Raw genomic sequence first — 13,658 nt, forward strand, 5'->3', positions numbered from 1 at the left:
CGCGCCGCCCTGTCCAACGGCTGTACGATCGCCGTACCCGCGAGCCTGAGGACCGCCATGTCCGCCGAAGCCTCTCTGCCCTTACCCGAATCCAGCGCCATGCAGGCGGCCTCCACGCGCGGCCGCCTGCATGGCGCTCTTGTCTTGGCCGCGGCAGGCGCCCTGCTGCTGTCCGCCGGCTGCGCGGAAATCCCGCGCGACGCCAACGGCTCGCCCCCGACTGCGCGGCTCGCGCCAAACGCCATGCCGCCGGCCCGGCTGACGCCCGAAGCTCGCCAGAAGCTCGATGCCTTGAACCAGGAGGTGCTGCGCGAGCAGGCCGACGCCATCGCGCGGCAGCAGCAGGCCGAGGCCTATGCGCGTGCGGCATATGCCTATCCCAACACGAGCTGGAACCTGTTCTACGGAGGATGGGGAGGCGGCCACTGGGGTGGCGGCGTCAGCGTGGGAATGCCCGGCTACTGGGGCGGCTATCCCTACTGGTGGTGACGGCTTGGGTGCCGCCAACAGCAAACAGAAGGTTGATCAGTGTCCGCCGCGCCCGGCCACGGAATTTGCCGGCGGCGGCAGCGGCGGCGTGGCGCTGACCTTGGGGGCCGGTGCCACGAACTGCACGAACACCTCGCCTTCCCTGACCATGCCCAGCTCATAGCGGGCACGTTCCTCGATCGCGCCAGTGCCGTCCTGCAGGTCGGCAACTTCCCCTTCCAGCTTGGCGTTACGCAGCTTGAGCGTCTGGTTGCGGGTACCTTGCTCGGTCAGCTGCCGGTTCAGGTCCCAGACGCGCAGCCAGCCACCCTTGCCCAGCCAGAGCGGATACTGGACCGCGAGCAGCAGCACGAACAACAGCAGCGAAATCAGACGCATGAAAGGTTGCGGACGAGAAATTCCGCACAATGATCTGCGAAGTCAGCCCGGAAGGCAATTGCCAGGCAGATTTCGATACAAAAACGGCGGTGGCCGGAACGAATTCCGTGCCACCGCCATTCTTGAACCTACCACGTCATTCCCGCGAAGCTCCCGCGAAGGCTGGAATGACAACCACAGGCTTCAGCGCAGGTTGTAGAACGCGCTCTTGCCCGGGTAGCTGGCGATATCGCCCAGGTCTTCCTCGATACGCAGCAGCTGGTTGTACTTGGCGATACGGTCCGAACGCGACAGTGAGCCGGTCTTGATCTGGCCGGCGTTGGTGCCCACGGCGATGTCGGCAATGGTGCTGTCTTCGGTTTCGCCCGAGCGGTGCGAGATCACGGCGGTATAGCCGGCGCGCTTGGCCATCTCGATGGCGGCGAACGTTTCGGTCAGGGTGCCGATCTGGTTGATCTTGATCAGGATCGAGTTGCCGATGCCCTTCTCGATGCCTTCCTTCAGGATCTTGGTGTTGGTGACGAACAGGTCGTCGCCCACCAGCTGCACGCGCGTGCCGAGCTTCTCGGTCAGCGTCTTCCAGCCGTCCCAGTCGCCTTCCGCCATGCCGTCCTCGATCGATACGATCGGGAACTTGTCGCACAGGTTGGCCAGGTAGTCGGCGAACTGGGTCGACGACAGCTTCAGGCCTTCGCCTTCCAGCTGGTACACGCCTTCGCCTTCGTGGTAGAACTCGCTGGCGGCGCAGTCCAGCGCCAGCAGCACGTCTTCACCGGCGCGGTAGCCGGCTTTCTCGATGGCCTGCACCACGGTGTTCAGGCATTCCTCGTTGGACGAGAAATTCGGGGCAAAGCCGCCTTCGTCGCCCACCGCGGTGGACATGCCCTTGTCGGCCAGGATCTTCTTCAGCGCGTGGAAGATCTCGGCGCCGCAACGCAGGGCTTCGCGGAAGCTGGTCGCCGACACCGGCATGATCATGAATTCCTGGATGTCCAGGCTGTTGTTGGCGTGCGCGCCGCCGTTGACGATGTTCATCATCGGCACCGGCAGCTGCATCGCGCCCGAACCGCCGAAGTAGCGGTACAGCGGCAGGCCAGCCTCTTCGGCGGCGGCCTTGGCTACGGCCATCGACACGGCGAGCATGGCGTTGGCGCCCAGACGGCCCTTGTTCTCGGTGCCGTCGAGGTCGATCAGGGTGCGGTCCAGGAAGGCCTGCTCGGAGGCGTCCAGGCCCATGATGGCTTCGGAGATTTCGGTGTTGATGTGCTCGACGGCCTTCAGCACGCCCTTGCCCAGGTAACGCGACTTGTCGCCGTCACGCAGTTCGATGGCTTCACGCGAACCGGTCGACGCGCCCGACGGCACCGCCGCACGGCCCATCACGCCGGATTCCAGCAGCACGTCGCATTCGACGGTGGGGTTGCCGCGCGAGTCGAGAACCTCGCGACCGATGATATCTACGATTGCACTCATGAATTCCTCTCTGACTGTTGATTCTTGCTGCTGCTGATTACTTCAACCTGTGCCCGTGTCAGGCGCATGTCAAGCTGCCCGACAACCCTCAGGCAGCGCCTTCCACCACGATCATGTTCATCTTTGCTGCATGCTCGCGCGCCTTTCGGGCGGCGCGATAGGCTTCGCCGTCGTGGAACGACTTGGCGGCTTCATAGCTGGGGAATTTCAGCACCACGACGCGGGTCGGCGCCCACTCGCCCTCCAGCGGCTCGGTCTTGCCGCCGCGCACCAGCACCTCGGCGCCGTGGATCTGCATGGCCTTGGTCGAGAGCACTTTGTACTCTTCGTACTGCTGGGGATCGGTCACGTCGATGTAGGCGATGATATAGCCCGCGGCCATGGAGAATCTCCCGATTTTTTGTATTGTCTTTCGATATGGTTTGTCATCACCGGCGCCCGGTGAGGGCGCGGTGGTGACAAAACCGGGCCTGCTCAGGCGCAGGCCGGCCAGCCGAAGTTGTCTTCCAGGAAGCCGGCACGCTTGACCAGCGTGTCGATATCCTTGAGCACGGCCAGCAGTTCCTTCATGCGCGACAGCGGCACCGCGTTGGGGCCGTCGGACATCGCCTTGCTCGGGTCCGGGTGCGTCTCCATGAACAGGCCCGCCACGCCGGTGGCGACGGCTGCACGCGACAGCACCGGCACGAACTCGCGCTGGCCACCGGAACTGGTGCCCTGGCCGCCCGGCAGTTGCACCGAGTGGGTGGCGTCGAACACCACCGGGGCGCCGGTCTCGCGCATGATCGCCAGCGAGCGCATGTCCGACACAAGGTTGTTGTAGCCGAACGAAACGCCACGCTCGCAGGCCATGAAGACATCGTCGGGCAGGCCTGCTTCGCGCGCGGCGTCGCGGGCCTTGTCGATCACGTTCTTCATGTCGCCCGGGGCCAGGAACTGGCCCTTCTTGATGTTCACCGGCTTGCCGCTCTGGGCGCAGGCGCGGATGAAATCGGTCTGCCGGCACAGGAACGCCGGCGTCTGCAGCACGTCCACCACGGCTGCGACGGGCTTGATCTCGTCGATCTCATGGATGTCGGTCAGCACCGGCACGCCGACCTCGCGCTTGACGGTCGCCAGGATCTCCAGGCCCTTCTCCATCCCCAGCCCGCGGAACGACTTGCCGGAAGAACGGTTGGCCTTGTCGAACGACGACTTGTAGATGAACGGAATGCCCAGTTCAGCGGTGATGGCCTTGAGCTCGCCGGCGGTATCCAGCGCCATCTGCTCGGACTCGATCACGCACGGGCCGGCGATCAGGAAGAACGGCTTGTCGAGGCCGACCTCGAATCCACAGAGTTTCATGACAGACTCCTCTCTTGCCGCCTGCGCTCAGGCGCCCTTGCGTTGCTGGCTGGCCAGCGCGGCTTCGACGTAGGCCTTGAACAGCGGATGGCCGTCACGCGGCGTCGAGGTGAATTCCGGGTGGAACTGCACGCCGACGAACCACGGGTGCATCGATTCCGGCAGCTCCATCATTTCCGGCAGGTTCTCGGTCGGGGTGCGGGCCGAGATCACCATGCCAGCGTTTTCCAGCGTCGGCACGTAGTGGTTGTTGACCTCGTAGCGGTGGCGGTGGCGCTCGTTGACCTCGGCGCCGTAGATGGCGTTGGCCTTGGTGCCTTCCTTGACCGGCACACACTGCGCGCCCAGGCGCATGGTGCCGCCCAGGTCGGATTCGGCCGAGCGCTGCTCGACCTTGCCTTCGCGGTCGACCCACTCGGTGATCAGCGCGACCACCGGGTGTTCGGTTTCGAGGTTGAACTCGGTCGAGTTGGCGTCAGCCATATTGGCCACGTGGCGGGCAAACTCGATCACGGCCAACTGCATGCCCAGGCAGATGCCCAGGTACGGCACCTTGTTCTCGCGAGCGTACTGGATCGCGCGGATCTTGCCTTCCGTGCCACGCTTGCCGAAGCCGCCCGGCACCAGGATGGCATCGAGCGGGGCCAGCACTTCGAGGTGGCCCGATTCCAGTTCCTCGGAATCGATGTACTCGATATTGACGCGCGTGGCGGTGTGCATGCCGGCGTGGCGCAGCGCCTCGATCAGCGACTTGTAAGACTCGGTCAGGTCGACGTACTTGCCGACCATGCCGATGGTGATTTCGTGCTCGGGATTTTCCTGGGCGTTGACCAGCTTCTGCCACATCGACAGGTCGGCCGGCCGCGGGTCCAGGCGCAGCTCCTCGCAGATCAGGCGGTCGAGGCCCTGCTCGTTGAGCATCTGCGGAATCTTGTAGATGCTGTCCGCATCCCACACCGAGATCACGGCGTCCTGCGGGATATTGGCGAACAGCGAAATCTTGGCGCGCTCGTCGTCCGGGATCGGGCGGTCGGCGCGGCACAGCAGCGCGGTCGGCGAGATGCCGATTTCACGCAGCTTCTGCACCGAGTGCTGGGTCGGCTTGGTCTTCAGCTCGCCGGCGCTGGCAATGAACGGCACCAGCGTCAGGTGCACGAAGGCAGCGTGGTTGCGGCCCATGCGCAGGCTCATCTGGCGCGCGGCTTCCAGGAACGGCAGCGATTCGATGTCACCCACGGTACCGCCGATTTCCACCAGCGCCACGTCGGCCTTGCCGTCGTGCGAGGCGGCGGCGCCCTTCTCGATGAAGGCCTGGATTTCGTTGGTGATATGCGGGATCACCTGCACGGTCTTGCCCAGGTATTCGCCGCGGCGCTCCTTGCGGATCACCGATTCGTAGATCTGGCCGGTGGTGAAGTTGTTCGACTTGCGCATCTTGGCCGAGACGAAACGCTCGTAGTGGCCGAGATCGAGGTCGGTTTCCGCACCGTCTTCCGTGACAAACACCTCGCCATGCTGGAAGGGGCTCATCGTGCCGGGATCGACGTTGATGTAGGGATCTAGCTTGAGGAGGGTGACTTTGAGGCCGCGCGACTCAAGAATGGCCGCGAGCGAGGCAGCAGCGATGCCCTTGCCGAGGGAAGAGACGACGCCACCGGTGACGAAGACGAATTTGGTCATAAACCGAGCTTGCCGGGGAAATCGGGATTATACATGAGAGCCCGGTCTCCGCCGACCCGGAAATTGTGACAACCACGCCCGCCAGCGCCGGTGCGCGCGTGCCCCTGCCGGGGCCTTCCAGCGCCCGGCGGCAGCACTGCGGCGCATGCGCCGCATGCCCGTTCAGCGCCTGTTCAGCACCCGCGGCGCATTGCTCCGATCAGGTCGCGCACCAGTTGCGCCGTTTCCCGCGGCCGCTCCATCGGGTACAAATGGCCGCCCTCGATAAAGCGCAGGTTTTCGCCCACCAGCTTGCGGGTCGCCGCGAGGCCGCACTGGCGTACCTCGCGCGAGCGCGTGCCGGCGACGAAGCCGACCGGCACCGGCGCGCCCCGCCTGAGCTTGCGTCCCAGGCTGGTCAGCAGCGTGCGGTAGATCCAGTATTCGACCTCGCGGTCGAAGCGCAAGCGCCGCTCGTTGTCCTTGCCGGTCGGCTCGGTGCCGTGAAGCGCATAGTCGCGCAGCACCTCCTGATCCCACACGGCGAAGTTCGGCTTGCTGCGAAAGTGCTGCCATACGGCCTCGGCGTCGGGCCAGTGCGTACGCCGGTTCCTGGTCACCGCCGCCGGACCGGGCTTTTCGTCGATGCCAAGCACCTGGGCCGTCTTCAGCAGCGAAGCGCGCCAGCCTGCAATGATCGGCGAATCCAGCATCACCACGCCCCGCACCCATTCGGGCCGGCGCAGCGCCGCCATCATCGACAGGAAGCCGCCCAGCGAATGGCCGACCAGCCAGACCGGCTCCCGGTACTGGCGCCCCACTTCCTCGAGCAGTTCTTCCACCAGGTGTGGCCACCCGCGTGTGACCGGGAACTGCGGCCGGTGGCCGTAGCGGTCCACGGCGCGGAATTCGAACTCGCCGTCCAGTTCGCCAAACAGCTTGCGGTACGTCGTGACCGGGAAGCCGTTGGCATGGGAAAAATGGATGATCTCGCGCATCGCCGCCCCGCCCTTCATTCCTGGGTGCGGGAGGGATTGCGCCTGGCGCGCACGGGCTGCCCCCAGCAGTCGCCCTCGCCACTGCGTGCCAGCGGGAAGTCAGCCTGCTGGGCCGGATCCCATTCGGGATTGTGGATTTCGCCGAACACCTGCCGCAACCGGTGGCCCCAGGTATCGCGGATCATGCGGAAATAGGCATTGCGCTCGTCGATATTGACGAATCGGGTCACGCGCAGCGAATCCGCCTCGTAGACCAGCAGGTCCAGCGGCAAACCCACGGAAATATTCGACTTCAGCGTCGAATCCATCGAGATCAGCGCGCATTTTGCGCCCTCGGCCAGCGGCAGCGAAGGATGCACGACGCGGTCGATGATGGGCTTGCCGTACTTCGCCTCGCCGATCTGGAAATAACAGTTTTCCGGCGTGGCTTCGACGAAGTTACCGGCGGCATAGATGTTGAACAGCCGCTGCCTCTCACCCCGGACCTGGCCACCGAAGATCAGGCTGACATTGAATTCGATGCCGGCATCGCGCAGCGCGTGCGCATCGCGCTTGTGTACTTGGCGCACAGCGTCACCGACGATGGACGCCGCTTCAAACATGTCGCGCGCATTCCACAGCGAGCGCTTGTCATCGTGACTTTCCGCCAGGATCTGGCGCACCGACTGGCTGATGGCGAGGTTGCCCGCAGTCATCAGCACCATCACGCGGTCGCCGGGCTCTTCGAACACCGTCATCTTGCGTGCCGTCGAGATGGCGTCCACCCCGGCGTTGGTGCGGGAATCGGACAGGAATACCAGGCCGGCATCCAGCCGCATGGCTACACAGTACGTCATGGTCTTGTTCTGGTGTTCTTGTTGGACGGCCGGGAGTGGCCGGCCGCAGGCCTGCATTAATGGATTCTAGCGCCGCTGCGCCTGTCAGTGCCGGTTCTGGAATGTGGCACCTAATTGGCGCAGCCGGAGCCTAGACTGGATCGGCAAGCGGTGTGATCACAACATTGACTTCGAGCGTCTCGCCGGCACCACCCTCCAGGATGCCCCGGACCGGTGCGGCGGACTGATAGTCGCGCCCCACGGCGAGGCGCACATGGCGCTCGTCGGTGAGGCAGCCGTGGGTGATGTCGATGCTGCACCAGATCTCGCGCTGCGGGTCAAGGCAAACGTCGGCCCACGCATGGCTGGCCAGTTCGGTGGCGGCGGGATCGTAGAAGTAGCCGCTCACATAGCGCGCCGGGACGCCGAGCGCGCGGCAGGCCGCCACCATCACCTGCGCCTGGTCCTGGCACACACCGCTGCCCAGGCCGAACGCCTCGGCGGCGGAAGTCCCGACATCGGTGGTATTGGGCTTGTAGCGCACGCGTTCGCCGATGGCCTGGGCCAGTGCCAGCAACGCGGGAATATCGTGGCCCGCGGCCAGGAAAGGCGCGGCGAAGGCCTGCATCTCGCGCGGTGCCGTGGTCAGCGGCGTGGTGCCAAGGAAGTACAGCGGCGATACGCGCGATTCGCCAGCCGGCGGCGCATCGCAGAAGGCATGGTGCCCATCGCGGTCAAGGTCGCCATGCGGCGGCAGCACTTCCACTTCGCCGCTGGCTTCGATGGCGATGGTGTCCGCCGGGCCCGCCACGGTGAAGTTGTGCACGATGTTGCCGAAGCCATCGCGCGCCGCCGAAGGGTTGCCCGGCGTGCACAGCTGCCAGCTGTGCACGGTCTGCAGCGGGCCCGAGCGCGGCTCGAGCCGCAGCTCGTGCACGCTGCGGCGCACGGGCTCGGCATAGCGGTAGACAGTATGGTGATGGATCTTGTATTTCACGGTATCAGGGCGCGGCGCGGCGGCGGCAGCACATGGTCGCCGCCGGCGTGCCCATGTCAGGCCGCCTGCAGCGGCACCAGGAAGTCCCGGCTGATGCCATTGCCGAGATCGCCGATGCGCTCCAGGAAGCTGGTCAGGTACGCGTGCAGGCCGACGGCAAAGATGTCGTCGATGCGCGCGTACTTCAGGTCGGCGTGGAGTTTACCAGCCTGCCGCTCGGTCTCGGCCGACTGCTGGTTGCGCACCATGGCCAGGATCGTCACCACCTCGTCCATGCTCGACACCAGCGAGCGCGGCATGTCGGGGCGCAGCACCAGCAGCTCGGCCACGCGCTGCGGCGTGACCACCGCGCGATAGACCTTGCGGTAGACCTCGAAGCCGGACACCGAGCGCAGCACCGCTGCCCAATGGTAGAAGTCGTTCTGCTCGCGGTTGGGATTGCTGTCGTCGCTGCCCGAGGCCTGGAACTTGACGTCGAGGATCCGCGCGGTATTGTCGGCGCGCTCCAGGAAGGTGCCCAGCCGCATGAAGTGGAAGGCATCGTCCTTGAGCATGGTGCCGAACTGCACGCCACGCGCCAGATGCGAGCGGAACTTGACCCATTCGAAGAAGCGCGACGGGTCTTCCCTGAGCACGCCGTCGGCGATCATGCGCTGCACGTCGAGCCAGGTGGTGTTGACGGTTTCCCAGACTTCGGTGGTCAGTGAGCCGCGCACCGCGCGCGCGTTCTCGCGCGCTGCGCGCAGGCAGCTCATGATCGACGACACATTGGTCATGTCGCGCACCATGAAATCGATCACGTCGTCGCGCGACAGCAAGCCGTACTTATGGTCGAAGGCTTGCGTCAGCTCGGAGATATCGAGCATGGCCCACCAGCCCTGCTCGGCCACCTCGGCCGATTGCGGCAGCAGCGAGGTCTGGTAGTTGACGTCGAGCATGCGCGCGGTGTTTTCCGCGCGCTCGGTGTAGCGGGCCATCCAGAACAGGTGGTCGGCGGTACGGCTCAGCATGTGGAGTCTCCTCGCATGGCGGCGGCGGTCTTGCTCGCGTGGTGGGTTGTCGTCGTCATCGTTCCAGCACCCAGGTGTCCTTGGTGCCGCCCCCTTGCGAGGAATTGACCACCAGCGAGCCCTCGCGCAGCGCCACGCGCGTCAGTCCGCCGGGCACCATGCGCACCTCCTTGCCCGACAGCACGAACGGGCGCAGGTCGATATGGCGCGGGGCGATGCCCGACTCCACATAGGTCGGGCAGGTCGACAGCGCCAGGGTCGGCTGCGCGATGTACTGCTCGGGCCTGGTCTTGACCACCTCGCGGAAGGCATCGATCTCGGCGCGTGTCGCGGCCGGTCCCACCAGCATGCCGTAGCCGCCCGCGCCGTGGGTTTCCTTGACCACCAGCTCGTCCATATGCTCGAGCACGTACTGCAGATCGTCGGGGCGCCGGCACATGTACGTGGGTACATTATTGAGGATGACCTCCTCGCCGAGGTAGAAGCGGATCATGTCGGGCACGTACGGATAGATCGACTTGTCGTCCGCCACGCCGGTGCCGATCGCATTGCAGATGGTCACGTTGCCGGCGCGGTAGACCGACAGCAGCCCGGCGGCGCCCAGCGCGGAATCGTGCCGGAACACCAGCGGGTCGAGGAAATCGTCGTCGACGCGCCGGTAGATCACGTCGATGCGCTGCGGCCCTTGCGTGGTGCGCATGAACAGGTGGTCGTCCTCGACGAACAGGTCGCTGCCTTCGACCAGCTCGACGCCCATCTGTTGCGCCAGGAAAGCGTGCTCGAAGTACGCGGAGTTGTACATGCCAGGGGTCAGCACCACCACGGTGGGATCGGCGATCGCCTGCGGCGACACGCCGCGCAGCATGTCGAGCAGCAGGTCCGGATAGTGCGCCACCGGCGCGACGCGGTTGCGTGCGAACAGATCCGGGAACAACCGCATCATCATCTTGCGGTTTTCGAGCATGTATGACACGCCGGAGGGCACGCGCAGGTTGTCTTCCAGCACGTAGAACTCGCCCTCGCCGGCGCGCACCACGTCGATGCCGGCGACGTGCGCATAGATGTCGTGCGGCACGCTGACGCCGAGCATCTCGGGCCGGTACTGGGCGTTGTTGTAGATCTGGTCGGGCGGGATCACGCCGGCCCGGATGATGTCCTGGCCGTGGTAGATATCATGGATAAACCGGTTCAGCGCGGCCACGCGCTGGCGCAGGCCTTTTTCCAGCAGCGCCCATTCGCTGGCCGGAAAGATGCGCGGGATCACGTCGAACGGGATGGTGCGTTCGGTGCCGCTGTTGGCCTCGTCCTTGTCGCCATAGACGGCAAAGGTAATCCCCACGCGCCGGAAGATCAGGTCCGCCTCGGCCCGCTTGTTGTCCATGGTGCTGCCGGACTGCCGCGCCAGCCAGTCCGTGAAATGCCGGTAATGCGGGCGTACCGCCCCGTCGGGCAGCGACTGCCCGGCCTGGATGACCATGGGCGCCCCGTCGGCGCGCCAGTCCAGCATCTCGTCGAAAAACCGCCCCGCCATGATGGCCGCTCCTCCATGTAGTGGGCGTCGGGTGCTGCCGCTTCCCCGCATCCGGCCGCCCTGGTTTGACCTGGCTGTCCTGCCACAAGCCCGCCGCGCAATTGCCCCGGGAAGGTCCGGAATGGTCCCCGATGGGATTGGCGCGGCGATACTGTCGAGTCACTGGCCCTTTCAGCATACCTGTACCGGCGAAAGCCGCAAGCTGGCGAATCGCAGCCGGCACGGAAAGTGAATTAGCAAGATGTCTGCCAGCGTACGCAAAAACGGCCGCCAGCGGGGGCTGGCGGCCGTCATGGGATGGAGCGGATGGTCGAGGGCGAAAACCTCAGCGAGCGGGAGCCTGCAGGATGGTTTCCACCAGGACCTCGGGCGGCTGGCGGATATCGAGTTCCAGCGCGTCGCGCGGCGCTTCCAGCGTATCGAACTGGCTCTGCAGCAGCTCGGGGTTGAAGAAGTGGTCGCTGCGAGCGGACAGGCGCCCGGCGATCAGCGCGGCGTCGCCCTTCATGTGGACGAAGGTCACGCCGCCGTCGGGCGGCGTCAGCCGGTCGCGGTATGCCTGGCGCAGGGCCGAGCAGGTGAACACGTGGGTCCGGCCATCGGCGCGCGCCGCGTCAATGGCGGCACGCATCGCCGCCAGCCAGGGCCAGCGGTCCTCGTCGGTCAGCGGGATGCCCGCATGCATCTTGGCCTTGTTGGCTTCACTGTGGAATTCGTCCGCGTCATGGAAGCCGCAGCCCAGGCGCTGCGCCAGCAGCTGGCCGACCGTGGTCTTGCCGCTGCCGGATACGCCCATCAGGATATAGATCATGTCTGCTCCGTCGGTCTTGGTATCGTCTTGCTATCTTGCTGTCTTGCTGTCTTGCTTTCGGATGGGGTCGCGGCTCTGGCCAATGCCTGCGGGCCGCTCCCGCGCGCCGGCGTGCCGGCGGCGGGCATGAGTGTGAGGCTATTGTGCGACGGTTTGCGCCGCCATGGCAGTGGCGGATATAACTGGCGCCGCGTCGGCATCCGCTTCGGACAGGTCGAGTGCGCTGCCCCCCTCTTCCGCGATGCGCGCGTGGCGCCGGAACGAGCCGAACAGCCCGCGCCCGAGGCTGAACCGGGCAAAATCGTCGGCCGGGGCCGGCGCCAGCTCGCGCGCCGCGAACTCGCCCTCGTCGCCCAGCCATTGCAGCACGCCGGCCACCGCGTCGACGCGGATGCGGTCGCCGTCGCGCACGCGGGCCAGCGCGCCGCCGGCCAGTGCTTCAGGGCCGACGTGGATCACCGCAGGCACCTTGCCCGACGCGCCCGACATGCGGCCGTCGGTCACCAGCGCCACCTTGTGCCCGGCGTCCTGCAGCGCGCCCAGCACCGGCGTCAGGCGGTGCAGCTCAGGCATGCCATTGGCGTTCGGGCCCTGGAAGCGGACCACGGCGACCAGGTCACCGTTCAGCTCGCCGGCCTCGAACGCCGCTTGCAGCGCTTCCTGCGCATCGAAGACGCGCACCGGCGCCTCAACCACGCGGTGCTCGGGCGCCACAGCCGAAACCTTGATCACACCGCGGCCCAGGTTGCCCTGCATCAGCCGCAGCCCCCCTTCCGCCGAGAACGGCGCCGCGGCGCTGGCAACGACCTGGGCGTCACCGCTGGCCGTCGCCCCTTCGCGCCATTGCAGCACGCCATCGCGCATCACCGGCTCCTGCGTGTAACGCGCCAGGCCCGGGCCCGCGACGGTCTGCACGTCTTCATGCAGCAGCCCGGCCTGCAGCAGTTCGCGGATGATCAGCCCGGCGCCGCCGGCGGCATGGAAGTGGTTCACGTCGGCAGAGCCGTTCGGGTACACCCGCGCCAGCAGCGGCGTGATGCGCGACAGGTGGTCGAAATCATCCCAGTCGACGATGATGCCGGCGGCACGCGCCATCGCCACCAGATGGATGGTGTGGTTGGTGGAGCCACCCGTCGCCAGCAGGCCGACCATGGCATTGGCCACCGCGCGCTCGTCGACGATGCGCGCCAGCGGCAGGTATTCGCTGCCGCGCGCGCGCAATGCGATCGCGCGCTGAGCCGCCGCGGTCGTCAGCGCGTCGCGCAGGCCGCTATCCGGATGGACGAAGGCCGCGCCGGGCAGGTGCAGACCCATGATTTCCATCAGGAACTGGTTGCTGTTGGCGGTGCCGTAGAAGGTGCAGGTGCCGGCGCCGTGGTAGGCCTGGCATTCTGCCTCGAGCAGCGCATCGCGACCGACCTGCCCGGTGGCGTAGAGCTGGCGCACGCGCGCCTTTTCCTTGTTGGACAGGCCAGTGGCCATCGGGCCCGCCGGCACAAACACTACCGGCAGGTGGCCGAACTGCAGCGCGCCCATCAGCAGGCCCGGCACGATCTTGTCGCACACGCCCAGCATCAGCGCCGCATCAAAGGTGTTATGCGATAACGCGATGGCCGTGCTCATGGCAATCGCATCGCGCGAGAACAGCGACAGCTCCATGCCGGCATTGCCCTGCGTGATGCCATCGCACATCGCCGGCACGCCACCCGCCACCTGCGCCACGGCCCCCACCGCGCGCGCGGCTTCGCGGATCACGCCGGGGTAGCGCTCATAGGGCTGGTGGGCCGACAGCATGTCGTTGTACGCGGTGACGATGCCGAGATTGGGCGCATGGTCGACGCGCAGCTTCAGCTTGTCGCTGGCAGGCAGCGCGGCGAAGCCGTGCGCCAGGTTGGCGCAGGACATGCCGCGCAGCGGCCCCAGTTCGGCTTGCGCACGCTCGCAGCGCGCAAGATAGGCGGCACGGCTGACGCGGCTGCGGGCAACGATGCGTTCGGTGACGGCCAACAGCTCGGCATGGACGGCAATGGGCATGGCGGAGACGTTCCTTGTTGTCGGGGCGTAGCACCAAAGCGGCGCAATCGCATGTAGATTTTCTACATTATACCGATAGCAATGCCACCGTCGACTAGGTCATGCGTCACAATGGCGCC

The 13,658-nt window shown here is 66.1% G+C and carries 13 protein-coding genes; 1 reads left to right on the plus strand and 12 read right to left on the minus strand.

Annotation, left to right across the window (positions count from 1 at the left end):
- Window positions 1–57 precede the first annotated feature (57 nt).
- Window positions 58–489, plus strand: a complete 432-nt coding sequence (locus tag J8I34_RS13305; protein WP_209806236.1) for a hypothetical protein — start codon at window positions 58–60, stop codon at window positions 487–489.
- Window positions 490–525: 36 nt separating this feature from the next.
- Here J8I34_RS13305 and ftsB read toward each other — a convergent pair whose 3' ends face one another.
- The 12 genes from ftsB to edd all read right to left on the minus strand — a co-directional run bounded on the left by ftsB (window position 526) and on the right by edd (window position 13,539).
- On the minus strand, window positions 526–867 hold the full coding sequence (ftsB, locus tag J8I34_RS13310) for a cell division protein FtsB (protein WP_029046895.1): 342 nt from the start codon (window positions 865–867) through the stop codon (window positions 526–528).
- A gap of 183 nt (window positions 868–1,050) precedes the next feature.
- Window positions 1,051–2,340, minus strand: a complete 1,290-nt coding sequence (eno, locus tag J8I34_RS13315; RefSeq protein ID WP_029046894.1) for a phosphopyruvate hydratase — start codon at window positions 2,338–2,340, stop codon at window positions 1,051–1,053.
- An 88-nt stretch (window positions 2,341–2,428) separates the two neighbouring features.
- On the minus strand, window positions 2,429–2,722 hold the full coding sequence (locus tag J8I34_RS13320; RefSeq protein WP_029046893.1) for a DUF1330 domain-containing protein: 294 nt from the start codon (window positions 2,720–2,722) through the stop codon (window positions 2,429–2,431).
- Between the two features lie 92 nt (window positions 2,723–2,814).
- A complete protein-coding gene (kdsA, locus tag J8I34_RS13325; RefSeq protein ID WP_029046892.1) occupies window positions 2,815–3,684 on the minus strand; it encodes a 3-deoxy-8-phosphooctulonate synthase in 870 nt (289 codons plus the stop codon).
- Window positions 3,685–3,711: 27 nt separating this feature from the next.
- Window positions 3,712–5,364, minus strand: a complete 1,653-nt coding sequence (pyrG, locus tag J8I34_RS13330) for a CTP synthase (protein ID WP_029046891.1) — start codon at window positions 5,362–5,364, stop codon at window positions 3,712–3,714.
- 173 nt (window positions 5,365–5,537) lie between these two features.
- Entirely contained in the window at window positions 5,538–6,341 is an 804-nt protein-coding gene (locus J8I34_RS13335) for an alpha/beta fold hydrolase (RefSeq protein ID WP_209806237.1), read from the minus strand.
- A gap of 14 nt (window positions 6,342–6,355) precedes the next feature.
- Entirely contained in the window at window positions 6,356–7,177 is an 822-nt protein-coding gene (locus J8I34_RS13340) for a proteasome-type protease (protein ID WP_029046889.1), read from the minus strand.
- Window positions 7,178–7,307: 130 nt separating this feature from the next.
- Window positions 7,308–8,153 (minus strand): transglutaminase family protein, encoded by an 846-nt coding sequence (locus tag J8I34_RS13345; protein ID WP_029046888.1) that lies wholly within the window; start codon window positions 8,151–8,153, stop codon window positions 7,308–7,310.
- Window positions 8,154–8,209: 56 nt separating this feature from the next.
- Complete coding sequence (locus J8I34_RS13350) at window positions 8,210–9,163, minus strand: alpha-E domain-containing protein (protein ID WP_029046887.1); 954 nt, start codon at window positions 9,161–9,163, stop codon at window positions 8,210–8,212.
- Window positions 9,164–9,218: 55 nt separating this feature from the next.
- Window positions 9,219–10,694 carry a circularly permuted type 2 ATP-grasp protein gene (locus tag J8I34_RS13355; protein ID WP_209806238.1) on the minus strand — a complete coding sequence of 492 codons (1,476 nt, stop codon included), beginning with the start codon at window positions 10,692–10,694 and terminating at the stop codon, window positions 9,219–9,221.
- Between the two features lie 325 nt (window positions 10,695–11,019).
- Window positions 11,020–11,505 carry a gluconokinase gene (locus J8I34_RS13360; protein WP_029046885.1) on the minus strand — a complete coding sequence of 162 codons (486 nt, stop codon included), beginning with the start codon at window positions 11,503–11,505 and terminating at the stop codon, window positions 11,020–11,022.
- Window positions 11,506–11,643: 138 nt separating this feature from the next.
- A complete protein-coding gene (gene edd, locus J8I34_RS13365; protein ID WP_209806239.1) occupies window positions 11,644–13,539 on the minus strand; it encodes a phosphogluconate dehydratase in 1,896 nt (631 codons plus the stop codon).
- Window positions 13,540–13,658: the final 119 nt, after the last annotated feature.

Origin of the sequence: Cupriavidus phytohabitans (assembly GCF_017815025.1) — a bacterium.
GTDB lineage: Bacteria > Pseudomonadota > Gammaproteobacteria > Burkholderiales > Burkholderiaceae > Cupriavidus.